The organism is Acidovorax sp. GW821-FHT10A04 (assembly GCF_059415825.1).
Map to the genome: position 1 here is coordinate 631,542 of NZ_JBWKNZ010000002.1, position 24,146 is coordinate 655,687.

General features: G+C 68.6%; 26 protein-coding genes. 13 read left to right on the top strand and 13 right to left on the bottom strand.

From position 1 onward, the window contains the following. Window positions 1-3: 3 nt before the first annotated feature. The 4 genes from minD to yccS all read left to right on the top strand — a co-directional run bounded on the left by minD (window position 4) and on the right by yccS (window position 3,876). The gene (minD, locus tag AC07PF_RS07320) at window positions 4-822 is read left to right on the top strand and encodes a septum site-determining protein MinD (RefSeq protein WP_007855951.1); all 819 of its coding nucleotides are present in this window, start codon (window positions 4-6) and stop codon (window positions 820-822) included. A gap of 3 nt (window positions 823-825) precedes the next feature. Further along, window positions 826-1,092, top strand: coding sequence for a cell division topological specificity factor MinE (gene minE / locus AC07PF_RS07325; RefSeq protein WP_007855949.1), 267 nt, complete (start codon window positions 826-828; stop codon window positions 1,090-1,092). A 51-nt stretch (window positions 1,093-1,143) separates the two neighbouring features. Beyond that, complete coding sequence (locus tag AC07PF_RS07330) at window positions 1,144-1,536, top strand: VOC family protein (RefSeq protein WP_494611357.1); 393 nt, start codon at window positions 1,144-1,146, stop codon at window positions 1,534-1,536. 102 nt (window positions 1,537-1,638) lie between these two features. Further along, window positions 1,639-3,876, top strand: a complete 2,238-nt coding sequence (gene yccS / locus AC07PF_RS07335) for a YccS family putative transporter (protein WP_494611358.1) — start codon at window positions 1,639-1,641, stop codon at window positions 3,874-3,876. 6 nt (window positions 3,877-3,882) lie between these two features. On the opposite strand, the gene AC07PF_RS07340 is transcribed toward yccS, so the two are convergent. Next, window positions 3,883-4,470 (bottom strand): MOSC domain-containing protein, encoded by a 588-nt coding sequence (locus tag AC07PF_RS07340; protein WP_494611359.1) that lies wholly within the window; start codon window positions 4,468-4,470, stop codon window positions 3,883-3,885. After that, window positions 4,467-4,988 (bottom strand): flavin reductase family protein, encoded by a 522-nt coding sequence (locus AC07PF_RS07345; RefSeq protein ID WP_494611360.1) that lies wholly within the window; start codon window positions 4,986-4,988, stop codon window positions 4,467-4,469. The genes AC07PF_RS07340 and AC07PF_RS07345 overlap by 4 nt, the downstream gene beginning before the upstream one ends. A gap of 204 nt (window positions 4,989-5,192) precedes the next feature. Between AC07PF_RS07345 and AC07PF_RS07350 the strand changes: the two genes are divergently transcribed. Together AC07PF_RS07350 and AC07PF_RS07355 are read left to right on the top strand one after the other, a co-directional pair. Then, entirely contained in the window at window positions 5,193-5,975 is a 783-nt protein-coding gene (locus AC07PF_RS07350; RefSeq protein WP_494611361.1) for an alpha/beta fold hydrolase, read from the top strand. A 74-nt stretch (window positions 5,976-6,049) separates the two neighbouring features. Further along, the gene (locus AC07PF_RS07355; protein WP_494611362.1) at window positions 6,050-7,033 is read left to right on the top strand and encodes a M14 family zinc carboxypeptidase; all 984 of its coding nucleotides are present in this window, start codon (window positions 6,050-6,052) and stop codon (window positions 7,031-7,033) included. A 23-nt stretch (window positions 7,034-7,056) separates the two neighbouring features. Here the strand turns inward: AC07PF_RS07355 and AC07PF_RS07360 are convergent, their stop codons facing one another. After that, a complete protein-coding gene (locus AC07PF_RS07360; protein WP_494611363.1) occupies window positions 7,057-8,397 on the bottom strand; it encodes a D-amino acid dehydrogenase in 1,341 nt (446 codons plus the stop codon). A gap of 131 nt (window positions 8,398-8,528) precedes the next feature. Between AC07PF_RS07360 and AC07PF_RS07365 the strand changes: the two genes are divergently transcribed. Together AC07PF_RS07365 and AC07PF_RS07370 are read left to right on the top strand one after the other, a co-directional pair. Continuing rightward, the gene (locus AC07PF_RS07365) at window positions 8,529-9,443 is read left to right on the top strand and encodes a LysR family transcriptional regulator ArgP (protein WP_007862149.1); all 915 of its coding nucleotides are present in this window, start codon (window positions 8,529-8,531) and stop codon (window positions 9,441-9,443) included. A 164-nt stretch (window positions 9,444-9,607) separates the two neighbouring features. Further along, a complete protein-coding gene (locus AC07PF_RS07370) occupies window positions 9,608-10,225 on the top strand; it encodes a TetR/AcrR family transcriptional regulator (RefSeq protein WP_007862151.1) in 618 nt (205 codons plus the stop codon). Between the two features lie 41 nt (window positions 10,226-10,266). Here the strand turns inward: AC07PF_RS07370 and AC07PF_RS07375 are convergent, their stop codons facing one another. Further along, entirely contained in the window at window positions 10,267-11,271 is a 1,005-nt protein-coding gene (locus tag AC07PF_RS07375) for a zinc-dependent alcohol dehydrogenase family protein (RefSeq protein ID WP_494611364.1), read from the bottom strand. Between the two features lie 110 nt (window positions 11,272-11,381). On the opposite strand from AC07PF_RS07375, the gene AC07PF_RS07380 reads away from it, so the two are divergent. Next, window positions 11,382-12,263 (top strand): LysR family transcriptional regulator, encoded by an 882-nt coding sequence (locus AC07PF_RS07380; RefSeq protein ID WP_494611365.1) that lies wholly within the window; start codon window positions 11,382-11,384, stop codon window positions 12,261-12,263. A 57-nt stretch (window positions 12,264-12,320) separates the two neighbouring features. Here the strand turns inward: AC07PF_RS07380 and AC07PF_RS07385 are convergent, their stop codons facing one another. The 3 genes from AC07PF_RS07385 to AC07PF_RS07395 form a co-directional block, all read right to left on the bottom strand. Then, window positions 12,321-12,743, bottom strand: a complete 423-nt coding sequence (locus AC07PF_RS07385; RefSeq protein WP_007860510.1) for a universal stress protein — start codon at window positions 12,741-12,743, stop codon at window positions 12,321-12,323. Window positions 12,744-12,859: 116 nt separating this feature from the next. Continuing rightward, the gene (locus tag AC07PF_RS07390) at window positions 12,860-13,705 is read right to left on the bottom strand and encodes a metallophosphoesterase (protein ID WP_494611366.1); all 846 of its coding nucleotides are present in this window, start codon (window positions 13,703-13,705) and stop codon (window positions 12,860-12,862) included. 12 nt (window positions 13,706-13,717) lie between these two features. Then, the gene (locus AC07PF_RS07395; protein WP_007860501.1) at window positions 13,718-14,722 is read right to left on the bottom strand and encodes a LysR family transcriptional regulator; all 1,005 of its coding nucleotides are present in this window, start codon (window positions 14,720-14,722) and stop codon (window positions 13,718-13,720) included. Between the two features lie 128 nt (window positions 14,723-14,850). Here AC07PF_RS07395 and AC07PF_RS07400 point away from each other — a divergent pair, with 128 nt between their 5' ends. From AC07PF_RS07400 to AC07PF_RS07415, 4 genes are all read left to right on the top strand, one after another. Continuing rightward, window positions 14,851-15,276, top strand: a complete 426-nt coding sequence (locus AC07PF_RS07400) for a hypothetical protein (protein WP_494603286.1) — start codon at window positions 14,851-14,853, stop codon at window positions 15,274-15,276. A gap of 215 nt (window positions 15,277-15,491) precedes the next feature. Further along, on the top strand, window positions 15,492-15,932 hold the full coding sequence (locus tag AC07PF_RS07405) for a hypothetical protein (RefSeq protein ID WP_494611367.1): 441 nt from the start codon (window positions 15,492-15,494) through the stop codon (window positions 15,930-15,932). Between the two features lie 248 nt (window positions 15,933-16,180). Then, window positions 16,181-16,540: a YciI family protein gene (locus AC07PF_RS07410; protein WP_007860496.1), complete on the top strand. Its 360-nt coding sequence runs from the start codon at window positions 16,181-16,183 to the stop codon at window positions 16,538-16,540. Between the two features lie 27 nt (window positions 16,541-16,567). Continuing rightward, complete coding sequence (locus tag AC07PF_RS07415; RefSeq protein WP_494611368.1) at window positions 16,568-17,800, top strand: RNA polymerase sigma factor; 1,233 nt, start codon at window positions 16,568-16,570, stop codon at window positions 17,798-17,800. An 88-nt stretch (window positions 17,801-17,888) separates the two neighbouring features. On the opposite strand, the gene AC07PF_RS07420 is transcribed toward AC07PF_RS07415, so the two are convergent. The 6 genes from AC07PF_RS07420 to AC07PF_RS07445 form a co-directional block, all read right to left on the bottom strand. Next, complete coding sequence (locus AC07PF_RS07420) at window positions 17,889-19,751, bottom strand: phosphoenolpyruvate carboxykinase (GTP) (RefSeq protein ID WP_494611369.1); 1,863 nt, start codon at window positions 19,749-19,751, stop codon at window positions 17,889-17,891. A 287-nt stretch (window positions 19,752-20,038) separates the two neighbouring features. Beyond that, on the bottom strand, window positions 20,039-20,746 hold the full coding sequence (gene queC / locus AC07PF_RS07425) for a 7-cyano-7-deazaguanine synthase QueC (protein ID WP_494611370.1): 708 nt from the start codon (window positions 20,744-20,746) through the stop codon (window positions 20,039-20,041). Window positions 20,747-20,837: 91 nt separating this feature from the next. Beyond that, window positions 20,838-20,984 carry a hypothetical protein gene (locus tag AC07PF_RS07430; protein ID WP_007860492.1) on the bottom strand — a complete coding sequence of 49 codons (147 nt, stop codon included), beginning with the start codon at window positions 20,982-20,984 and terminating at the stop codon, window positions 20,838-20,840. A 65-nt stretch (window positions 20,985-21,049) separates the two neighbouring features. Next, complete coding sequence (locus AC07PF_RS07435; protein ID WP_494603276.1) at window positions 21,050-22,249, bottom strand: threonine ammonia-lyase; 1,200 nt, start codon at window positions 22,247-22,249, stop codon at window positions 21,050-21,052. 88 nt (window positions 22,250-22,337) lie between these two features. Beyond that, complete coding sequence (locus AC07PF_RS07440; RefSeq protein ID WP_494611371.1) at window positions 22,338-23,618, bottom strand: TRAP transporter large permease subunit; 1,281 nt, start codon at window positions 23,616-23,618, stop codon at window positions 22,338-22,340. 4 nt (window positions 23,619-23,622) lie between these two features. After that, complete coding sequence (locus AC07PF_RS07445) at window positions 23,623-24,129, bottom strand: TRAP transporter small permease (RefSeq protein WP_145694278.1); 507 nt, start codon at window positions 24,127-24,129, stop codon at window positions 23,623-23,625. Between the last annotated feature and the right edge of the window lie 17 nt (window positions 24,130-24,146).

A 24,146-nucleotide genomic window follows, 5' to 3' on the forward strand; every position in this document is an offset into this window, starting at 1 on the left:
TCCATGGCCAAAATCGTCGTCGTGACCTCCGGCAAGGGTGGTGTGGGCAAGACCACCACCAGCGCCAGCTTTGCCACCGGCCTCGCCCTGCGCGGCCACAAGACCGCCGTGATCGACTTCGACGTCGGCCTGCGCAACCTGGACCTCATCATGGGCTGCGAACGCCGCGTGGTGTACGACCTCATCAACGTGATCCAGGGCGAGGCCAACCTGAACCAGGCCCTCATCAAGGACAAGCAGTGCGAGAACCTGTTCGTGCTGGCTGCCAGCCAGACGCGCGACAAGGACGCCCTCAAGCAGGACGGCGTGGAGAAGATCCTCAAGGACCTGGCCGAGATGGGTTTCGAGTACATCGTTTGCGATTCGCCCGCCGGCATCGAGAGCGGCGCGCTCATGGCCATGCACTTCGCCGACGAGGCCCTGCTGGTCACCAACCCCGAGGTCTCCTCGGTGCGCGACTCCGACCGCATCCTGGGCATGCTGGGCAGCAAGACAAAGCGCGCCATCGAGGGCGGCGAGCCGATCAAGGAGCACCTGCTGATCACCCGCTACAACCCGAGCCGGGTCGAGGACGGCCAGATGCTCTCGCTCGAGGACATCCAGGACATCCTGCGCATCAAGCTGATCGGCGTGATCCCCGAGTCCGAGGTGGTGCTGCAGTCGTCCAACCAGGGCACGCCCGCCATCCATGCCCAGGGCACGGATGTCTCGGAAGCCTACAAGGACGTGATCGACCGTTTCCTCGGCCAGACCGACAAGCCCCTGCGGTTCATTGACGCAGAGAAACCCGGCTTCTTCAAACGCCTGTTCGGGAGCAAGTAAGACATGGCATCGTTTCTTTCCTTTCTTCTCGGCGAAAAGAAGAAGACGGCCAGCGTTGCCAAGGAGCGCCTGCAGATCATCCTGGCGCACGAACGCAACGGCCGCAACGCCTCCGAACCCGACTACCTGCCCGCGCTGCAGCGCGAACTGGTGTTGGTGATCTCCAAGTACGTGAAGATCAACCCCGAAGACCTCAAGGTGCACCTGGAACGCCAGGACAACCTGGAGGTGCTTGAAGTGAAGATCGAACTCCCCGACACCGTCCGCTGAGGTCCCGCGCCGCGTTCGTGCGGTGAGCATTCTTGAGGAGGTGATCGGCGCATGCTGTCCCATGTCCATATCGGGGTGAACGATTTCGGGCGCGCCCTGGCGTTCTATGGGCCGGTGCTGGAGCGCCTGGGCCTGGCGCAGCGCTTTTGCGAGCCTGAAGTGCCCTGGGCCGGCTGGCAGGTGCCGGGCGTTGCGCGCCCGCTGTTCCTCATTGGCCGCCCCTTTGACGGCCATGCCGCCAGCCCCGGCAATGGCGCCATGAACGCGTTGCTGGCCGCCGACCGCAGCACCGTGGACGAGGTCCATGCCCTGGCCTTGCGCCATGGCGGCACCTGCGAGGGGCCGCCTGGACTGCGGCCCCAGTACCATGCGAACTACTACGGGGCGTATTTCCGCGATCCGGACGGCAACAAGCTGTGCGTGTGCTGCCACGGGGCTGCCTGAAAAGGCACCTGGCCTGCCACCGCGGCTGTTTCGTGCCCCCGCCGGCCACCATGGCCGGTTTATTGCTTAGTATTAGGGTAATCCCTGATATGAGGCATTCCTGTGGACGAATCCTGGAAATCCAGCTGGCAACGCGCACGCAACCATGAGGGCTTCACGCGCGGCGCGCGCGCCTTCTGCGCGCTGGCGGCCGTGCTGGCCTGGGGCTGGTGGGCCGGCTGGCAGGCCGAGCTGATGCCGGTGCTGCTGGGCGTGATCGCCAGCGCCCTGACCGAAACCGATGACAGCTGGCGCGGCCGGCTGCGCGCGCAGCTGCTGGCGCTGGGCTGTTTCGGCCTCATGGCGCTGGCGGTCTGGGCCACGGTGGCCTGGCCCTGGGCGCTGATGGGGGTGCTGGCGCTGTCAGCCCTGGGGTTCAGCCTGCTGGGCGCGCTCGGCGAGCGCTGCCGGGCCGTCGCCTTCGGTTCCCTGGTGCTGTTCATCTATGCTGCGCTGGCCGCCCACACCAGCCGTGCCGGGGCGGCGCAGGCGGCACCGCTGATGCTGGCGGGAGCGGCCTGGTACGGGCTGGTCTCGGTGGCCTGGGCCGGGGCCATGCCGCGCGCGCCGGTGCGCTTTCGCCTGGCCCGGCTGTATGCGGTGCTGGGCGAGTACCTGCGCCTGAAGGCCCTGCTGCTCGAACCCGTGCGCGATGTGGACCTGGAGCGCCGGCGCATGGCGCTGGCCCTGCACAACGGGCGCGTGGTGGACGCCCTCAACGCCGCCAAGGAAAGCCTGATGAGCCGCATGGGCCGGGGTCAGCCCCCTGCCTGGCTGCAGGCTGCCATGCACCAGTACCTGGCCGCGCAGGACGTGCACGAGCGCGTGAGCTCCTCGCACGAGCACTACGACCTGCTGGCCACGGCGTTCTTCCACAGCGACGTGCTGTACCGCTGCCAGCGGGTGCTCACGCTGCTGGGCGAGCAGGCCCTGCGGCTGTCGCTCGCCATCCAGCAGCAGTCGCCGCCGCAGCACGGGGGCATGACCTCCCGCGCCATCGAGGACCTGCAGGCCGCCATCGCGCACCAGGCCGGCATTGCCGCCGACCTGGCGGGCACGCAAGGGGCCGCCTCCATGGCCCGGCCCCTGCGCTCGCTGCACGCCCTGGGCAACAACCTGGCGGCCATGGCCGCGGTGTTCGCGACGGCCCTGGGGGGCGCCGCCGCCGGCGAGCGCGGCGGCGTCGACCATGCCCTGTTCGACCGTGAGCCGCGCAGCCTGCGCGATGCCTGGGGCCGTGTGCGTGCGCAGCTGCATGCGCAGTCGCCCTGGCTGCGGCACGGCGTGCGGCTGGCGCTGTCGCTGTTGGCGGGCTTTGGGCTGATGCAGGCCACCAGCGACCCGCACGGCTACTGGATCCTGCTGACCATCGTCTTCGTGAGCCAGCCGCAGTACGCGGCCACGCAGACGCGGCTCATGCAGCGCGCCAAGGGCACGGCCATCGGCCTGGCCCTGGGCTGGGCGGTGATCCAGCTGTTCCCGGGGGCGCTGGTGCAGGCCGCGCTGCTGGTGTTCGCCGGTGCCGTGTTCTTTGGCGCGCGCCACACCCGCTACGTGCCGGCCACGGCGGCGGTGACCACCTTGCTGCTGCTGGGCTTTCACCAGATGGGCATGGCCCAGGGCGTGATCCTGGCGCGGCTGCTGGACACCGCGGCTGGCTGCCTGATCGCGGCGGCCGCCGCCTGGCTGGTGCTGCCGCACTGGCAATCGCGCCAGTGGCCACGGCTGGCAGCCCAGGTGCTGCAGACCCAGGCCCTGTACCTGCGCGCCATCCTGGCGCAGTACCACAGCGGCAAGCACGACCACCTGGATTACCGCCTGGCGCGGCGCAATGCGCACAATGCCGATGCCGCGCTGTCCAACTCCTACAGCGCCATGCTCAAGGAGCCGCGCGGCGTGCGCGGCAACGTGGATGCGGTGGCCAACTTCCTGCGCCTGTCGCACACCCAGCTCAACTACCTCTCGGCCCTGGGCGCGCAGCGCGGCGGTGCCGATGCCAACCCCGTGGATGCGCGCGCGCAGGAGATGGCGAGCGCGCTGCTGACGTCGCTGCAGCAACTGGCGGGGCAGCTCGAGCAGGCCCAACAGCAGGCGCGGGGCCGGATCTCGCGGGCGCCTGCGGCACCGGCGGTGGCACAGGTGCTGCAGGAGTTCGGCGAGCCCGCTGCCGCGCCGCCGGCCGTGCCTGCCCACAGCCTGATGGCGGCCCAGCTGGCACTGGTGGGCAAGGTGTTTCCGCAGCTCCAGGAGCAGGCGCGGCAATGGGCCGAGCCGCCGCGCGGGCCGGCTGCGCAGCCGTGAGTGCCGCTAGCGCGCGTGTTTGGCGAACTTGGCGGCGAAGGCCTGGGCAATGCTCAGCGAGCGCCGGCCGGGCACCAGCGTGGCGCGCTGTCCCGCGGTGAGGGTGCCCGCCTGGTCCACCGCCAGGTAGTAGCCGCAGCAGCCCGCCAGCGCCATGGCGCGGCCGGCCTGGGCAAAGCCCATCACGGCATTGAACTTGAAGCAGGGCTCGCGCGGCGCCGTCACGCGCAGCACGCAATCGGGGAAGTGCAGCTCGTCGCCGATGAAGACCTCACCCTCCAGCGGTCCGTCCACGGTGAGGTTCTCGCCCATGAATCCGGGCGGCAGCTCCTCATCGAACAGGCTCACACCGCGCTCGCGCCGCTGCGCCTGCCAGAAGGCATAGTGGGCAGCCGGGTAGGCGTAGACCGCCTTGTCCAGGCCGCCGTGAACATTCAGGTCCGCCTGCTCGTCGCCGGCCAGGCCCAGCCGCCCCACGGCCACAGCCCCGGCAACCGGTGCCTTGCCGATGGCGCTGAGCACGCTGCGCTCGCCCACCTTGAGGCGGCGGGCGCTGCCGGTGTTCACATGGCGCGCCAGCACGCCCGGCGTCACAGCGGGTGCTCGGTATAGAAGCGGCCGCCGTGGTACAGCAGCGGCGGTACGCCGGCGCGGTGGCTGCAGTGCTCGACCTCGCCCACGAAGATCAGGTGGTCGCCTTCTTCGTAGCGGCTGCGGTTGAAGCACTCGAAGCTCGCGGCGGCGCCGTCCAGCACAGGTGCACCGTTGGTGCCGGGGTGGTGGCTGACGCCGGCCCAGCGGTCGATGCCGCGCGTGGCAAAGCGCTCGGCCAGCGCCTTCTGGTCTGCGGCGAGCACGTTGATCGCATAGTGCGCGCCGTTGGCGAAGGTGGGCATGGTGCTGGCGCCGCGCGACAGGCTCCACAGCACCAGCGGCGGGTCCAGCGAGACGGAGTTGAACGAGCTGGCGGTGAGCCCCACCAGGCTGCCGTCCTCATTGCGCGCCGTGACGATGGTGACGCCGGTGGCAAACATGCCCAGTGCGTCGCGGAACTCGCGGGCGGAGAAGCTCGGGGGCCGGGCAAGGGCAGGGCGGGGCAGGGGGCGGTTCACGAAGGGCAGGCGCTGGGGCCGAAAAAGGGCAGGAGACCATTATGGTCTGCATGCCACAGCCATGTTGCGGCCGGGGGCGCTGGAGGTGTCGCGCATGCGGGGCCTGACCCCGGGGCGTGGATGCCCCGACCGCCGTCCGGGGTTAAAAACACCTGGGCTATCATGAACCGACCCTTGCCATGGCAGGGATTGCGCAGGACATCCATGGCACTTCTTCCCCATTTCTCCACCCTGGGCAGCGGGCCTACCGTGCTCATGCTGCACGACGCCGACGGCGGCCACCTGAGCTTTGCGCCCCAGGTCGAAACCCTGGCCAGCCTGGGCTACCGGGCCGTGGCCTGGGACATGCCCGGCTATGGCAACAGCGCCCCCATCGAACCCTATGGCTTCAAGGGCCTGGCCGAAAGCTGCCTGGCGCTGATCGATGCCCTGCAGTGCGGCCCCGTGACGCTGGTGGGCCACGGCATGGGCGCCATGGTGGCGCTGGAAGTGGCCGTGCGCCAGAGTGCCGTGGTGCGCCGCCTGGTGCTGTGCGCGGGGGGGCCGGCCCTCGATGCCCAGGCCCGGCAGGACTGGGTGGAGCCGCGCCTGGCGGCCCTGGATTCCGCGCAGGGCGACATGGCCTCGCTGGCCCAGGGCCTGGTGCCGCAGTTCATCGGCAGCGGCGCCCTGCCCGAAGGCGTGCGCCTGGCCACCCATGCCCTGTCGCAGGTGTACCGGGGCTCCTACCGCCGCGCACTGGAGGCGCTGTCCACCTTCGACCGTGGCGCCAGCGTGCTCGGCCGCCTGCACATGCCCACGCTCATCATCGGTGGCGCACAGGACCGCTGCACGCCCCCCGCGGCCCTGCAGGCCCTGGCCCACGTGCTGCCCGACGCGCGCCACCTGAGCCTGCCGCATGCGGGCCACTGGCCGCAGCTCGAAGACCCCGACGGCTTCGACGGCGCGCTGGCGGAGTTCCTGGCTTCTGCGCGGGTACTGCATTGACCCAGGGCGATTCTTTCGCGTCCCGTGCGCGGACCCAGGGCTCGGCCTGGCCGGGTTCGTTGCTGGCCGGAGCTGTGCTCGCCGCCCTCACGGCGGGGGGCCTGTGGATCGCTCCGCGGGCCGGTGTGGAGCGCGGCACGACCGCACAGCGGGCAGCAACGCCGGTGCAGGTGCTCCAGGCGCCGGCGCCCCCGGACCCCTCCACTGCAGCCCCGGAGCCTGCGGCCCCTGTACCGGCTGCACCGGTGGCGGCCGCCGCTGCGCCGGCCGGTCCCGGGGCCTGTGCGCTCTTTCTGGCACGCCTGCCCACCGTCTCGCGCGCGCAGTGCGAGGAGGCACAGCTCACGCCCAGTGGCGCCCTGTCAGCGCATGGCGTACCCCTGTTCTGGCGCGATGTGCCTGCTCCGGTGGGCACGGGCGCTGCCGAGGCACCCTTGCGCGTGCTGATTGCCGGCGCCATCCATGGCGACGAGCTCACGGCGGCGGCGCTGGCGCTGCGCTGGATCGCCCTGGCCGAGCAGGCCGGGCGACCCGTGCACTGGCGCTTCATCCCCGTGCTCAACCCCGATGGCCTGCTGGCCAGGCCGGCCACGCGCACCAACGGCCGTGGCGTGGACCTGAACCGCAACTTCCCCACGCCCGGCTGGGAGAAGGATGCGCCGCTGTACTGGGACAAGCGCACCAAACGCGACCCGCGGCGCTTTCCCGGCAAGGCGCCGCTGTCCGAACCCGAGTCGCAGTTCCTGCACGCCCAGATGGCGGCCTTCCGGCCGCACCTGATCGTGAGCATCCATGCGCCCTATGGGGTGCTCGATTTCGATGGCCCGCTGTCGCCGCCGGAGCGGCTGGGCCGCCTGTGGCTGGACCAGGTGGGCATTTTCCCCGGATCGCTGGGCAACTACGGCGGCGTGCACCGCGGCATGCCGGTGGTCACCATCGAGCTGCCGCATGCGCTGAACATGCCTGCGGATGCCGAGGTGCGCTCCATGTGGCGCGACCTGCTGCGCTGGATGGGCGAGCACTGGCCCGAGGCCCCGGGCACGGAGCCCAGGCCCTGACACAGCGGCCCCGCCTGGGGAGGTCAGGAAGTGGCCAGCGTGGCACTGCGCGGCCGTGCCGCCTGCTCGCCCAGGAAGCCGAAGTTCATGGCCGGCTGCTCGCCGCTGATCAGCTCGGCCAGCGCCTTGCCCGAGCCCGCGCCATGCGTCCAGCCCAGCGTGCCGTGGCCGGCGTTGACCCACAGCTTGCCCACGCGGGTGCGGCCAATGAAGGGGATGTTGGTCGGGGTGGCGGGGCGCAGGCCGGTCCAGTACTGCGGGTTGCCGCCCTGCTCGGGCGTGCGCGTGTCGCACACGCCGGGCAGGATCTCCTCGATGCGGCGCGACAGCATGTGGCAGCGGGCCTTGGCCACCGGCGAGTCGAGCGACAGGTCGTAGCCGCCAAGTTCGATGGTGCCGGCCACGCGCAGCACGTTGCCCAGGCGGCTCATGGCGATCTTGCGGCCGTCGTCGATGGTGGAGACCGAAGGCGCTGCCTCGGGGCGCAGCAGCGGGAAGCTGGCGCTGTAGCCCTTGCCGGGGTAGATCGGCAGGTCCACGCCCACCGTGCGCAGCAGCGGCGCACTGTAGGAGCCGCAGGCCACCACGACCGCATCGGCCTTGAGCAGGAAATCCTTCTTGAGGCCGCCCGCACCACCGCGGGCCATGACGGCCACCGAATCGATGCTGTCGCCGATCTTGTTCAGGCGCAGCACGTCGTGGCCGTACAGGAACTGCACGCCGCGCTCGGCGCAGCGGCGCGCCAGGGCCTGGGTGAAGACGCGGGCGTCGCCGCTCTCATCGGTGCTGGTGTAGGTGCCGCCCGTGATGTGCTCGCCGTAGGCCTTGAACGCCGGCTCGATCTGCAGCAGTTCTTCGCGGCTCACCAGGCGGCGCTGCACGCCATGCGTGCGCATCAGTTCCACGGCGTGGCCGGCATCGTCGAAGGACTTCTGGTCGGTATAGAAATGGGCAATGCCGCGTTCGAGCCGGTGGTAGTCGATGCCCGTGCTGGCCACCACCTCCTTGAGCGCCGTGTGGCTGTAGGCGCCCAGGGCCACGATCTGCTGCACGTTGCGCTCGAAGGCCGTGTCATTGCACTGGGCCAGGAACTTGAGGCCCCAGCGCCACTGGTCCCAGTCCAGCTGCGGGCGGAACAGCAGCGGCGCCTCCTTGTCGAACATCCATTTGAGCGCCTTGAGCGGGGCCTCACGGTTGGCCCAGGGCTCGCAGTAGCTCACCGAGATCTGGCCGGCGTTGGCAAAACTGGTCTCCAGCGCCGCATCGGGCTGGCGGTCGACCACGATGACCTCGTGGCCACGCTCCAGAAGGTGCCACGCGGTGCTGATGCCGATGATGCCGGCGCCCAGGATGATGGTTTTCATGGATGGCAGTGTGATCCACATTGCGTTCTACTAAAAGCAAAATTAAACTCAATCCAAACGCATCAGTCTGTCTAATGCAGCGGCCGCCCACGAGGCGCCCGCCGCCCGAGTTTTTTGCGAGCCTTGAAGCCATGAGCACCTACGACCCCGCCGCCCTGGAATGCCTTGCCGCCATCGTCGAAGAAGGCGGCTTCGAGCGCGCCGCCCAGCGCCTGAACGTCACGCAGTCGGCCGTCTCGCAGCGCCTGCGCGCGCTGGAGGCGCAGGTGGGCTCGGTGCTCATCGTGCGCAGCCGGCCGCTGCGGCCCACTTCGGCGGGGCAACTGCTGCTCAAGCACACCAAGCAGATGCGCCTGTTGCGCGCCGACCTGGAGCGCGACCTGCAGGAGCTGGCCCCGAGCGCGCCCGGCGCCACGCGCGAGGACGAGCGCATCTCGATCGCCATCAATGCCGACAGCATCGCCACCTGGGCCATGGGCGCGCTGCACGAGCTGGTGGGCCAGCGCCTGCCGCTGGAAATCATCGTCGACGACCAGGACTTCACGCAGGAGTGGCTGCGCTCGGGCCAGGTGCTGGGCTGCGTCACCACGCTCAAGCAGGCGCTGCGCGGCTGCAAGATGGTGCCGCTGGGCGCCATGCGCTACGTGGCCGTGGCGTCCCGGGACTTCGCCGCCAAGCACCTGCCCCATGGGCTCACGCCGCACAATTTCCGCGAGGTGTCCTTCCTCTCGTTCAACCGCAAGGACGACATGGCGGCCGAGTTCGTGGCGCGGACCTTCGGGCTCAAGCGCGTGGCGCTCAACCACCTGTTCGTGCCCAGCACCGAGGGCCAGATGCGCGCCGTGGCCGCCGGCTGGGCCGTGGGCGTGGTGCCCGAGCTGCTCGCGCGCGGGCCCGTGGCCGACGGCAGCATGGTCGACCTGGCGCCCGGCCATGCCCTGCCCATCCAGCTGTACTGGCACTGCTGGAACCTGGAGTCGGTGGTGCTCGATGCCCTGAGCGCCGCCCTTACCGCCACGGCCGCAAAGACGCTGACCCAGCCCTGAATTGGGGCCCGGAAGCGGCAAAAGCCGTCAACAGGGGGTAACCCGCACGAAATAACATTCCCCGCAGTGGGGCGGCACGATTCCTGCAGACTAAAACGTGAACGGCGTAGTTGTAAAGCAACTTAGTCATTTATTTTTTTACTGCAATGTATAAGATGGGGTCCATGTCCACCACGCTACAACCCAAAGTGTCCTTCAAGGAGCAGATGCACCAGGCGCGGGAGGGGGCGATCCTCCAGTCGGCCTGTCGCCTGCTGGGTGAAAAAGCCTTCGACGCCATGACCATGGACGATGTCGCCAATGCGGTGGGCATCGCCAAGGCCAGCCTGTACAAGCATTTCTGCAGCAAGGAAGAGCTGTGCAGTGCCGCCATGGTGCAGATCCTCGCGAGGGTGCGCACCTACCTGGCGGCGCTTCCGGCCGAGCTGCCGGCCCATGAGAAGCTGCGTGCCCTGGTGCGCTGGTCGCTCGAGCGCCTGCTGACCAACGAGATGCCGCTGCTGCCCAGCCGCAACTCGTCGCTGCGCGCCGTGCTCATGGCCGACAAGGATTACCTCGATGGCCTGGTCATCGTGAGCGACCAGATCGGCGAGTGGATCACCGAAGCCCAGGCGCAGGGCGTGATCAACCCCACGCTGCCGCCGCTGGTGGTGCTGTACACGCTGTATGCCCGTGCCTGCGACCCGGTCGTGACCTTCCTCAAGGAAGGCGGCCAGTACTCCGACGCCGAGATCGTCGACCTGGTGCTGCGCACCTGCTTTGACGGGCTCGTAGCCCGCTGACCCGCTGACGCCACCAGGGGCGCGCTGGCGCGGCCCGTGGCTCAGTGCGAAATCACCAGCTTGCCGAAATGCTGCCCGCCTGCTGCGAGGTGGGCATAGGCCTCCCGCGTGTCGCCGATGCCGAAGACGCGGTCGATGACCGGCACGATGCGGTGCGCCGCAATCGCCCGCGCGGCTTCGGCCAGGTCGGCCACCGAGCCGGTGTTGTTGCCCACCACGCGCAGCGCCTTGACGATCACGGGCAGCAGATCCACCGGGGCCGAGGTTCCGCCCACGAAACCCACCGTGAACACCGTGCCGCCCATGGCAGCGGCCTGCAGCGAGTGGGCGATGGTGGCCGCGCCCACCGTCTCCACGACCAGGTCGGCCCCATGCCCCGCGGTGAGTTTGCGCACCTCCTCGTCCCAGGCGGGCGTGGCGCGGTAGTTGATGAGGTGGTCTGCGCCGAGCCGGCGTGCACGTTCGAGCTTCTCGTCGGACGAGGAGGCGAGGATCACCGTGGCGCCCGATGCCTTGGCGAACTGCAGCGCAAAGATGCTCACGCCCCCCGTCCCCAGCAGCAGAACCACCGAGCCGGGCCGCACCCCTGCCGAGCGCACGGCATTCCAGGCCGTGGTCGCAGCGATGGGCAGCGTCGCGCCGTGGGCGAAGTCCAGGTGCGCCGGCAGGGCCACGAGGCTGGCGGCGGGCACGGCCACGTAGTCGGCGAGCGATCCGGGCAGCGTCAGCCCGCGCATGGCGGCCACATGGCGCGGCGTGATGGCTCCCCCCTGCCAGTGGGGCATGAAGTGCGGAATCACCCGGTCGCCCAGGGCCAGGCCGCTGACGCCGTCTCCCAGTGCCGCCACCTCACCGGCCCCGTCGGCCACCGGCACCATCGGAAAAGCGGGCACCGGAAAGCCGCCGGTGGCGACGGCCACGTCCAGGTAGTTCAGTGCGGCGGCGCGCAGGCGCACCAGCACCTCGCCCGGACCGGCCACCGGGTCCGGCAGGTCGGTGGCGCGCAAGGCGGTGAGCGAGGGGGCGGTCAGTTCGATGGCTTTCATGGCGGTTGCTTTCAGGGATGCGGTGGTGGTGAAGTGGCCGCCAGTGTGATTTCAAATTGGCAGCGGATAAACTGCGAATTCATTGATTGATTTGAAATCAGGAGTGCGCAATGGACGTGTTCGACAGCATGCAGGTCTATGTGCTGGCGGTCGAGAAAGGCAGCCTCAGCGCTGCCGCGGTGGCCTGCGGTATCTCGGCCACGATGGCGGGCAACCACCTGCGCACGCTGGAAAAGCGGCTGGGCATGCGGCTGCTGCAGCGCACGACCCGGCGCCAGCACCTGACGCCGTTTGGCCAGGACTACTATGTGCGCTGCAAGGAAATCCTGCGGCTCGTGGCCGAGACCGATGCCCAGGCACAGAACCAGCAGCTCGCCCCGGCGGGCAGGTTGCGGGTGACGGCCCCGGTCACGTTCGGTACCGACGCCCTGATGCCGGCGCTGCCGGCCTACCTGGATCGCTATCCCGAAGTCAGCATCGACGTGTCGCTCTCCGACCGCGTGGTGGACCTGGTGGAGGAAGGCTTCGAGGCCGCGATCCGCGTTGGCGAGCTGCCCGATTCAGCGCTGATCGCCCAGCCGCTGGCCCCGTACCGGTTGATGGTCTGCGCCTCCCCGGCCTATCTGGAACGGCGCGGTACACCGCGGCAGCCGCAGGACCTGAGCCAGCACGAGTGCCTGTCTTTCGCGCCCACCGCCCTTGCGCACTGGCGCCTGGCGGACGGGGAGGGCAGCAGCAGCCGGGTGCCGGTTTCAGGGCGCCTGCAGGTCAACCAGGGCCAGGCGCTGCGGGTGGCGGCCGTGCACGGCCTGGGCATCGTGCTGCAGCCAGCCATCCTGCTGCAGGCGGACGTGCAAGCCGGGCGCCTGGTCCAGCTGTTCCCAACCCATGAACTGCCCAGCCGGCCGATGAACGTGGTGTACCTGCCGGACCGCTACCGCTCGGCCAGGCTGCGCAGCTTCGTGGACTTCCTGGTGGAGCGGTTTCGCTGACGGCAGGCACACGCGAAAACGCCCGGCATGCCGGGCGTTCTAAGGTTGTGCAGGGGCTCAGCGCACCAGCAGCACCGGCACCTTGCAGTGCGCCAGCACCTGGGTCGTGACGGAACCCACGACCAGGGTGGCGAGGGCGCCGTGGCCGTGCGAGCCCATCACCAGCAGGTCGTAGCGACCGGAGTCGGCCACCTTGGCGATGGTTTCGCCGACATGGCCGACCTTGACGATGGTCTTGGCCTGCACGCCCTGGCGGGAGATGAACTTGACGACCGGGGCCAGGACCTTGTCGGCCTCCTCGGCGTGGTAGGTGTCCACGGCCTCCTTGCCCAGGGCCGAACGGGCGCGGGCGGGCAGGGGGGCCTGCACGGTGAGCACCGTGTAGTCGTGTTTCGGGCCCAGCAGCTCCTCGTGCGCAGCGAGGTAGGCGAGCATTTTTTTCGTGTAGGCGCTGCCGTCGACAGCGAGCAGGATGTTCATTCGAGTTCTCCTAGTTGGTATGACAGACCGTACCTTGCGCTGTCGGTTGTTGTCTTGACCTGTGTCAGGCTTTTCGATCCTGCGCTTGGCAAGGGAGCGGCTCCCTCGCCAGGCCATCATACGGTCACGCAGTAGCGGGGCCGGAAGGTTTCCTGTTCCCCATTGCGGGCATAGCCCAGCGGGTTGGCCACCACGCGGCATTCCCAGGGGCTGCCATCGGCGCGCACGCCCTGGGCGATGTAGTCGCTGGGCGCATGCAGGTGGCCGTGGATCCAGACCTGGGCATCCTGCAGCAGCTCGTCGAGCACATTGCAGAAGCCCGCCGTGCCGGGCACCACGCCGTAGCGCGGGTCGGCACTGCGCAGGCTGGGCGCGAAATGGGTAATGGCCACCGTGGTGCCGTCGAAGGGCGTGGCCAGCGCCCCGCGCAGCCACTCGGTACACGTGAGCGCCAGCTCCCGCATGGGTTCGGCCAGGAAGGGCTCGCCGTCCTTGGTGCCGCCGGTCTTGCGCAGGTAGTGGTTGGCCGCGCGGAAGGCCTTCCCGCGCAGCTTCAGGCGCCGCGCCAGGTCGGTCACCTGGGCATCGTCGGCCAGCGCGTCGTAGTCGGCCCACAGCGTGGTGGCCACGAAGCGCACGCCATCGAGCACCAGGGTCTCGCGCTCCAGCATGCGGATGCCCAGGCGCTCGCAGGTGGCGCGCAGGCGTTCGTGGGCGACATCGAAGTCGAGCGCGTCGTACTCGTGGTTGCCGGGCACGAAGAGCACCGGCGTCGGCCAGCCCGCGAACTGCGGCAACGGGGAAAACCGCGCCAGGCCGAAGTCCTCGTCCTGCATGCGGCCGCCCTCCTGGTAGGAGCCGATGTCACCCGCCAGCACCAGCAGGTCGGCGCCCGGCGCAGGCTCGGGCATGAAATCGGGGTTGGCTTCGAGGTGCAGGTCGGACAGGATCTGGATTTGCATGGACCCCGCAGTCTAAGGCGTGATGCCGAACGACGTGCCCGCCGAATGGCCGGGCTCTCCCTGCGGAAACGCACGCCGTGCCGAACGCGCCAGCGCCGACAGCAGCCAGCCCATGGCCGCCTCCTGCGTGCTGTTGCGGCGCCACAGCGCGTCCACGTGCACCGGCGGCACGTCGAAGGGCAGGCTGCGCTGCACCAGGGCGTCGGCAATCCCGGTCACCGGCACGAAGTGGCGCGGCAGCACGGTGAGCATGTCCGAACCCGACACGACGCGGCCGGCGGTGAAGAACTGGTTCACCGTGAGCACCACGCGCCGGCGGCGCCCGAGTGAGGCCAGCGCTTCGTCGATGAAGCCGAAGGGCCGGCCCGAGAAGCTCACCAGCATGTGGCGCGCCTCGCAGTAGGCATCGAGCGTCAGCGGCGCATCGGCCAGCGGGTGGCCCTGGCGCATCACGCACATGTACTCGCTGTCGTACAGGCGCCGGCTCTCGAACGAGACCATGCCACCCGATTGCGCACGCGCCGTGAGGTCGGCCAGCACGGCCGGGAAGTAGCCCACGGCCATGTCGGCGGCCTCTTCCTCGAGCAGGCGGCGCGGGTCGCGCGTGGTCAGGGGCACCACGCGCACTGCGACACCGGGTGCCTCGCTTTCGAGGATTTCCACCAGGCCGGGCACCAGCGTCGCACCCGTGGCATCGGCCATGGCCAGCACAAAGGTGGATTCGGCCGTGGCCGGATCGAAGCGGCCGGGCGACAGCGATTCCTGCAACTGCGTGAGCGCGTCGCGGATGGGCGGCCACAGGGCCAGGGCCCGGGGCGTCGGCTCCACGCCCTGGCCGCTGCGCACCACGAGGTCGTCGCCCAGCACCTCGCGCAGGCGGCGCATGGCATTGCTCACGGCCGGCTGGGTCAGCGAGAGCTTGTGCGCGGCCTTGGTCAGGCTGCGCTCGGCCATGACTTCGTCAAAAACCCGGAGCAGGTTCAGGTCGAGCGAGCGGAAGTTGAGGCGGCTGGGCATGGCGTCAAATCATCACGAGTGTGAATATCAATGATTCAACATATAAATTTGAAAGACTAAAGGGTAAACCCTAGTATTGCGCCATCGCCCGGGCAATGTCGCCAAAAGCGCTGAATAGGGGAACCGAAATGACCAATTTTGTACACGTGGACTATCCAACCGAACATCCAGGCGTGGTTCGCGCCGAAAACGCCGCCGCTGCCCTCAAGGGCATCGCCGCGGGCTTCGACAGCGCCCGGGGCGCTGCTTCCCTGATGCTGGCCGCCGTGGTCTCCGGCCTGCTGGTGCTGGCCAACCAGGTGGTCGATAGCTGGACCGAAGGCCACCTGCTATCGGCCTGGGTCGTGCTGTGGCTGGTGGCATTCGCCGCCCTGGCCCTGCTGTCGGCACCGGCCCGCCGTGCCGGCCTGGCCCTGCGTGCCGGTGTCACCCGCTGGGCCGAAAGCCAGCGCCATGCCGCCGAAGACCGCCGCACCTGGCAGGTCGCCCTGCGCGATCCGCGCATCATGGCCGAGCTGAACCACGGCCTGACCGACATCCGCAAGTTCTACTGAGCCGCCGCTCCTGCCCCCGGGCAGGGCCCACCTCGACCTTCAAGCCGTGGCATGCCACGGCTTTTTTGTGGCCGACTACCCAGGGGGAGGCCGGCAACATCACTGCAGTGAATGGCGGTAATTCAAGATATAAACTTGATAACACATGGGGTAAACCCTAAGATTCAGTCACTCGCCCGGCAATGTCGCCACAAGCGCTGATAAGGGGAAACCAAATGACCAGTTTTGCACACGTTGACTATCCAACCGAACACTCGGGCGTGATCCGCGCCCAGAACGCCGCTGCCGCCATCAAGGGCATCGCAGCTGGCTTCGACAGCGCCCGTGGCGCCGCCTCCCTCCTGCTCGCCGCCATCGTCTCCGCCCTGCTGGTGGTGGCCAACCAGGTGATCGACACCTGGAGCGAAGGCCACCTGCTGGCCGCCTGGATGGTGCTGTGGCTGGTGGCGTTCGCCGCCCTGGCCCTGTTGTCGGCCCCTGCACGCCGTGCCGCAGCCGCCCTGCGCGTGGGTGTTGCCGGCTGGGCCGAAAGCCACCGCCGCGCTGCCGAAGACGAGCGCACCTGGCAAGTTGCCATCCGCGACCCACGCATCATGGCCGAACTGAACCACGCCATGGGCGTGCGCACGGTGAACGACCTGCGCGCCGGCTACTGAGCGGGCACTTCTCCTGCCTGCCGCACGACGGCTGGTGGAATCTGAAAAAAGCCGTGGCATGCCACGGCTTTTTTCATGGGCGCTTGCGGGCCGTGGTGGGACGCGGGACGTGGAAACGGACAAAATAATCGGGGCGCATGTCGAAAAAGCCGAGGCGACGGCGTCCTTGGTGCACCGGAATCCCTGGCGTGCCAAGCCGCACCGGGCGGTTCCGGAGTCTTGACGTTCACCACTTCCAAGGAACCACCATGAAGTACATGCTCCTGATCTACAGCGACCCCCAACGCGAGCCCGCCTACGGCACGCCCGGCTTCCAGGCCATGATGGCCGGCTACTTCGCGCTCAGCGCGAAGATGCGGGACGATGGCGTCCTGGTGGCCGGCGATGGACTGCAAGGGATCGAAACCGCCACGTCGCTGCGCATCCGTGGCGGCAAGGTGGAAACCATGGACGGCCCGTTTGCCGAAACGAAGGAACACCTGGGCGGCTACTACGTGGTCGAGGTGCCCGACCTGGATGCGGCCCTGAAGTACGCGCAGGCCGTTCCTACCGCAAGCTATGGCACCGTCGAGGTGCGGCCGCTGATGGTCTACGACACGGCGGCCTGAGCCAGCCGCATTGCCTGGCCGCCGACCATGGGCCCATCCGCCTCTGCAGCGGTCGCCGTGACCCAGGCCCTGAACCGCCTGGCACGCGAGGACCGGGGGCGGCTGATGGCGGCGCTGATCGCCCGGCTCCGGGACTTCCAGCTGGCCGAGGATTCGCTGCAGGACGCCATGGAGTCGGCGGTGTCCCATTGGAGCCGTTCCGGCATCCCGTCGTCGCCCCTGGGCTGGCTGCTGCGCGTGGCCTACCGCAAGGCGCTGGACCGCATCCGCAGCCACCGGACGGCCGACCGGATCGGCGACAGCCTGCTGGTGCTTGCGGGCGGCGAGGCCCACGAAGTGGAGACCGACGAGATTCCGGACGAGCGCCTGCGCCTGATCTTCACCTGCTGCCACCCGGCGCTGGAGCAGAAGTCGCAGGTGGCGCTCACATTGCGCGTGGTGGCCGGCCTGTCCACCGCGCAGATCGCCCGGGCCTTCCTGGACCAGGAAGCCACGATGGGCCAGCGCCTGTCGCGTGCCAAGGCCAAGATCGCCGCGGCGCGCATCCGCTATGCGGTGCCGGAGCCGGCCGAATGGCCCGAGCGCCTGGCCGCCGTGCTCGCGGTCATCTACCTGGTCTTCAACGCCGGCTACTCCGCCGGGCCGCAGCGGGGGAACGGGCTGGCGCAGGAGGCCTTGTACCTGTGCGCGCTGCTGGACCGGCTGCGCCCCGGCGAGGCGGAGATCGAGGGCTGCCTGGCCCTGCTGGTGATCAGCCATGCCCGCCGTGCGGCCCGCACGGATGCCGGTGGCCAGACCATACCGCTGGGCCAGCAGCAGCGCGGGCTGTGGAAAACGGAAGAAATCGCCGCAGGCGTGGCGATCCTGGAGCGGGCGCTGGCCCGGCATGCCCTGGGGCCGTACCAGCTCAAGGCCGCCATTGCCGCCTGCCACTGCGAGGGTGAGCACTCGGACTGGGCGCAGATCGCCCTGCTCTACGACCGCCTGCTGGCCTTCGAACCCACCCCCGTGGTGCGGCTGAACCGGGCCGTGGCCCATGCCGAAGCCGGTGCGCTGGATGCCGCTTTGGCCGAGCTGGAGGACATAGCGCCGGGCCTGCAGGACTACCAGCCCTTCTTTGCCGCGCAGGCGGAGCTGCTGGTGCGCAAGGGCTTGTACGCCCGGGCCCGCACAGCCTACGAGACGGCCCTGGCGCTGGCTCCCTCGGAGGCCGATGCCGCGTGGCTGGCGTTGCGCATGAAAGACCTCCCCGGGCTGTGACCTGGGGGTTCAGGCACAAAAAAGCCGCCCAGACCGTGCGATCGGGGCGGCTTGGTGCGGGCCCGGCCAGGCCGGGCTCTGCCCGTGGTCAGGCGGCCAGGCGCTTTTCAATGGCAGCCTTGGTGTCCAGCAGGGCCTGGGGCAGGTGGTAGGCCAGTTGCTCGAAGTGCGTGGTGTGCAGCTTGAGCTCTTCGGCCCAGGCGGCCTTGTCGATGCTGGTCACGGTGTTGAACTGGGCGGCGCTGAAATCCAGGCCCGACCAGTTGATCTCGGTGTAGGCCGGTGCCACGCCGAACATGGTTTCCTCGCCGGTGGCCTTGCCTTCCAGGCGGTCGATCATCCACTTGAGCACGCGCATGTTCTCGCCATAGCCGGGCCAGACGAACTTGCCGGCCTCGTCCTTGCGGAACCAGTTGGTGGTGTAGATGCGCGGCAGGGTGGCGCCCGAGGCAGCCAGCTTCTCTCCCAGCGTCAGCCAGTGCTGGAAGTAGTCGCTCATGTTGTAGCCCATGAAGGGCAGCATGGCGAAGGGGTCGCGGCGCACCACGCCCTGCTGGCCGAAGGCCGCAGCGGTGGTTTCCGAGCCCATGGTGGCGGCCATGTAGACGCCTTCGGTCCAGTTGCGTGCCTCGGTCACCAGCGGCACCGTGGTGGAGCGGCGGCCGCCGAAGATGAAGGCGTCGATCTTCACGCCCTTGGGGTCGTCCCAGGCGTCGTCGAGCGCGGGGTTGTTGGTCGCGGCCACGGTGAAGCGGGCATTCGGGTGGGCCGCCTTGGCGCCGGTCTGCTTGGCGATCTCGGGGGTCCAGTCCTTGCCTTGCCAATCAATCAGGTGGGCGGGCTGGCCGCCGGTATCCTTTTCCATGCCTTCCCACCAGACGTCGCCGTCGTCGGTCAGGGCCACGTTGGTGAAGATCACGTCCTTGTCCAGGCTGGCCATGCAGTTGGGGTTGGTCAGCGTGTTGGTGCCGGGGGCCACGCCGAAGTAGCCGGCCTCGGGGTTGATGGCGCGCAGGCTGCCGTCGGCCTGGGGCTTGATCCAGGCGATGTCGTCGCCGATGGTGGTGACTTTCCAGCCGCTGAAGGCGTCCGGTGGCACCAGCATCGAGAAATTGGTCTTGCCGCAGGCGCTCGGGAAGGCCGCTGCCACGTGGTACTTCTTGCCTTCGGGGTTGCTCACGCCCAGGATCAGCATGTGCTCGGCCAGCCAGCCCTGGTCACGGCCCATGGTGGAGGCGATGCGCAGCGCGAAGCACTTCTTGCCCAACAGCGCGTTGCCGCCGTAGCCCGAACCGTAGCTCCAGATCTCGCGCGTCTCGGGGTAGTGCACGATGTACTTGGTCTTGTTGCAGGGCCAGGACACATCCTGCTCACCGGCGGCCAGGGGCGCGCCCACGGTGTGCACGCAGGGCACGAACTCGCCGTCCACGCCGAGCACGTCGTACACGGCCTTGCCCATGCGGGTCATTATCTTCATGTTCACGGCCACGTAGGGGCTGTCGGACAGCTCGATGCCGATGTGGGCGATGGGCGAGCCCAGCGGGCCCATGCTGAAGGGCACCACGTACATGGTGCGTCCCTTCATGCAGCCGTCGAACAGGGGCTGCAGCGTGGCGCGCATCTCGGCCGGGGCCATCCAGTTGTTGGTCGGGCCGGCGTCTTCCTTGGCGGCCGAGCAGATGTAGGTGCGGTCTTCCACGCGCGCCACGTCCGATGGGTCGGACCAGGCCAGGTAGCTGCCGGGGCGCTTGGCGGGGTTGAGCTTCTTGAAGGTGCCGGCGTCCACCAGCTGCTGGCACAGGCGGTCGTACTCTTGCTGGCTGCCATCGCACCAGTAGATGCTGTCGGGCTTGCACAGGGCGGCCATGTCGGCCACCCAGGCGAGTAGCCGGGCGTTCTTGACGTGCGAGGGGGCGTTGAGATTCAGGCCCTGCATGGTGGGTGCGTTCATCGGGAGCTTCCTAAGTTGAAAAACAGTCTTTTCAAAGGAAGCGTCCCGGGGCACGGGGCGAAAGGCCTGGCGCAGGTGCGGATGCTGAGCGCTGCCTTTGAAAAAACGGCTTTCTTGCTCAGTCGGCGGGCGGGGCGCGGTTCATCCCCACGGGGTGGAGGACGGATTCCACGGATTCCGCGGGTCGGCTGGGATGTCGATTTTATGAATCTGCCGCCAACTTGTCTGTCAGAAAGGTCCTAAAACCATGCAAAAAAAGCATGGGGTTATGCGGGGCTGAGGCTGTTTCAGCCGCGGCCGTTCCCTGTCCAGCGCTCGTAGCCCGCCTTGCGCAGGGCGCAGGCGGGGCAGGTGCCGCAGCCGTAGCCCCAGGCGTGGCGCTCGCCGCGCACGCCGTGGTAACAGGTGTGCGACTCCTCCAGGACAACGTCCACCAGCGCCTGGCCGCCCAGGTCCTTGGCCAGTTGCCAGGTGTCGGCCTTGTCCAGCCACATCAGCGGCGTCTCGAAGGTGAAGCGCTGGCCCATGCCCAGCGACACAGCCACCTGCAGCGCCTTCAGGGTGTCGTCGCGGCAATCGGGGTAGCCCGAGAAATCCGTCTCGCACATGCCGCCCACCAGGGTGTGCAGCCCGCGCCGGTAGCCCACGGCGGCGGCCAGGTTGAAGAACAGCAGGTTGCGTCCGGGCACGAAGGTGTTGGGCAGGCCGGCGGCCGTCATCTCTATCTCGGTCTCGCTGGTCAGCGCCGTGTCGCTGATCCGGCCCAGCACCGCCAGGTCGAGCATGTGGTCCTCGCCCAGGCGGCCAGCCCACTCGGGAAAGCGCTCGCGCATGGCCGCCAGCACGGTCTGGCGGGCGGTGAGCTCGATGTGGTGGCGCTGGCCGTAGTCGAAGCCGACGGTCTCGACATGGGCGAAATGCGTGAGCGCCCATGCCAGGCAGGTGGTGGAATCCTGTCCACCGGAGAAAAGAACCAATGCGCTTCCGGGTCTCATGGCGAACTCCAGGCTGTGGATGAAAAAAAGGGCAAAAAAAAGCCCCGCTGCGCGGGGCTTGCCATGGGGCGTGTGGGGCGCTCCGTGGCGATCAGGCCATGTTCACGGCGATGAACGCCAGCAAAAACATCATGATGCCGCCCACCACGGGCAGCACGATGGGCATCAGCGGGACCACGTTTTCCACGGCGTCGGCCGGATGTTCTTCAGGGGCGTGCGGGGTGTTGTGGTCGGACATGGCGGGGCTCCAGGTGCTTAAAACTTGGCCAATTCTAGCCGGTGTGCGGGGCAGGCCCAAGCCCGTCAGATCAAGACGGCCTCCATGCCCCCGTCGTGCAGGTGTTCCAGCACCTCTTCGATATGGGCCTTGCCGCGCGTCTGCAGCACCAGCTCGATCTCCACGTTCTGCGCGGCGAGCATGGTGAAGGCGCGCTGGTGGTGCACCTCCTCGATGTTGGCGCCCGTGTCGGCCACCATGGCGGTGATGCGCGCCAGCACCCCGGGCACGTCGCGCGCGCTGACCTTGACGCGTGCCAGCCGGCCCGAGCGCACCATGCCGCGCTCGATGATGGCGGCCAGCAGCAGCGGGTCGATGTTGCCCCCGCACAGCACCAGCCCGACTTTCTTGCCCTGGAAGCGCTCGGGGTAGCGCAGCAGAGCGGCCAGACCGGCGGCGCCCGCACCTTCGACCAGCGTCTTCTCGATCTCCAGCAGCATGAGCACGGCCTGCTCGATGTCGCCCTCGTCCACCAGCACCAGGTCGTCCACCAGCCGCTTGACGATCTCCTGCGTGATCTTGCCCGGCGTGCCCACGGCAATGCCTTCGGCGATGGTCGAGGTGCCCTGCGGGTGCTGTGTGCCCTGGATGGCGTTGACCATGGCCGGGAAGCGCGTGGTCTGCACGCCCACGATCTCGATGCCCGGGCGGATCGCCTTGGCCGCCGTGGCCACGCCCGAGATCAGGCCGCCGCCGCCTACCGCGATGACCAGCGTGTCGAGGTCGGGTACCGCCTGTAGCATCTCCAGCCCCAGTGTGCCCTGGCCCGCGGCCACGGCTTCGTCGTCGTAGGGGTGCACGAAGGTAAGGCGGCGCTCGCCGGCCAACTGGTAGGCGTGCGCGCGTGCCTCTTCGAGTGTGTCGCCATGCAGCACCACCTCGGCGCCGAAGCCGCGCGTGCGCTGCACCTTCACCCCGGGGGTGAAGCGCGGCATCACGATCACCGCATGCAGGCCCAGGCGCTGCGCATGGTAGGCCACGCCCTGGGCATGGTTGCCGGCGCTCATGGCGATCACGCCGCGCGCCTGCTCCTCGGCGCTCAGTTGCACCAGCTTGTTGCAAGCCCCGCGCTCCTTGAAGGAAGCGGTGAACTGCAGGTTCTCGAACTTGAGGAACACCTGCGCGCCCACGATCTGCGAGAGCGTCTTGGACTCGACGCAGGGCGTGTCGAGCACATGGCCCTGGACGCGGGCGGCGGCGGCGTGGATGTCTTGGAGGGTCAGCATGGGTGCCATTGTGGCGCCGCAAGGCCCCCTTGTGCGCTGACCGGGGGCCTTTTGTTCCGTTGGCACGCCGCCCCGGCGGCACCGCCCCCTAACGGGTGAAGAAGCGCAGCGGCACCATCACCAGCTGCGGGAACAGGGTGAGCAGCAGCAGCACCGCTGTCTGCGCCAGCAGGTAGGGCATGACGGCGCGGATCACCGGCTCCATGCGCTCGCGCGCGACCCCACAGACGACGTTGAGCACCGTGCCCACCGGCGGGGTGATCAGGCCGATGGCGTTGTTCATGATGAACAGCACGCCGAAGTACACCGGGTCGATGCCTGCCATGCGCACCACCGGCATCAGCACCGGCACCAGGATCAGGATGGTGGGCGCGAAGTCGAGCGCCGTGCCCACGGCGAAGATCAGCGCCATGATCACCAGCATCAGCAGCACCGGGCTGCCCACCAGGGGCTGCAGCATGTCGGCCACCACCATCGGGATGTTGGCGGCGGCGATGAGCCAGGCCGAGACCTGCGCCGCCGCCACCAGGAACATCACCACGGCCGAGGTCTTGGCACTGGCCAGCAGCAGCCCGTAGAGCTGCGGCCAGCGCAGCTCGCGGTACACCACGAAGCCGATGAACAGCGCGTAGAACACGGCCACCACGGCGGCCTCGGTAGGGGTGAAGTAGCCCGCCTTGAGCCCGCCGACGATGAGCAGCGGCAGCAGCAGCGCCCAGAAGCCCGCCACGGTGGCCGAGATCCGCTGGCGCAGGGGCATGCGCTCGCCGCGCGGCATGTCGTCGCGGTGGGACTGGTAGATCCAGGTGAACACCAGCGCCAGCGCCATCATCAGGCCCGGCACGATGCCGGCGATGAACAGCTGCGTGATGGAGATGTTGCCCACCACCCCGAGCATCACGAAGCCGATGGACGGCGGCAGCACCGGCGCGATGATGCCGCCCGAGGCGATCAGCCCCGACGCGCGCGGGATGTCATAGCCGGCCTTGCGCATCATCGGGATCAGCAGCGCAGCGACGGCGGCCGTGTCGGCGATGGCCGAGCCCGAAAGCGAGGCCATGACCACGCAGGCGAAGATGGCCACATAGCCCAGCCCGCCCTTGAAGTGCCCGACCCAGGCACCGGCCACGTCGACGATGCGCCGCGAAATGCCGCCAGCATTCATGAGCTCGCCTGCGAGCACGAAGAAGGGAATCGCCATCAGCGGGAAGCTGTCCGCCCCGGACAGCATGTTCTGCGCGATGATCTGCGCATCAAACAGGTCCATGTAGAACATCATCGCCATGCCGCAGGCGATCAGCGAGAAGGCGATGGGCACGCCCAGGGCCATGGCGGCCAGCAGCGAGAGCACGAAGACGGCGACGACCATGGTGTCAGGCCCCTTCTTCGCTCACGGCGACCAGCGACGCGGGGCTCACCCGCCCACTCAGCAGCCGCGCGATGTTGACCACCGTCATCACCCCGATGGATACCGCACACAGGTAGGCCACCGAATACACCACGCCCAGCGAAATGCCGGTCACCAGGCCGGTGTTGGCCATGTTGAGCGCGTGCTGGCGCAGCAGGCCCCACAGCAGCACCGCGCAGCAGGCCAGCGTGATGCACTGTGCCAGCAGCACGGCCGCGAACAGCGCCTTGCCCGAGAGGCGGTGCACCACCATGTCCATGCCCAGGTGGCCGCCCTCGCGCATGGCGAGGATCGCGCCCAGGAAGATCAGCCAGATGAACATGAAGCGCGAGAGCTCCTCGGAGATGTTGATGCCCGAGTCGAACAGGTGGCGCAGCACCACGTTGCCGAAGACCATGACGCACATGGCGGCCAGGCACAGCACGACGACCCCCTCCAGTGCCTTGAAATACCAGTGGATGAGTTGCTTCATGGAAAGTGGGGGGAAAG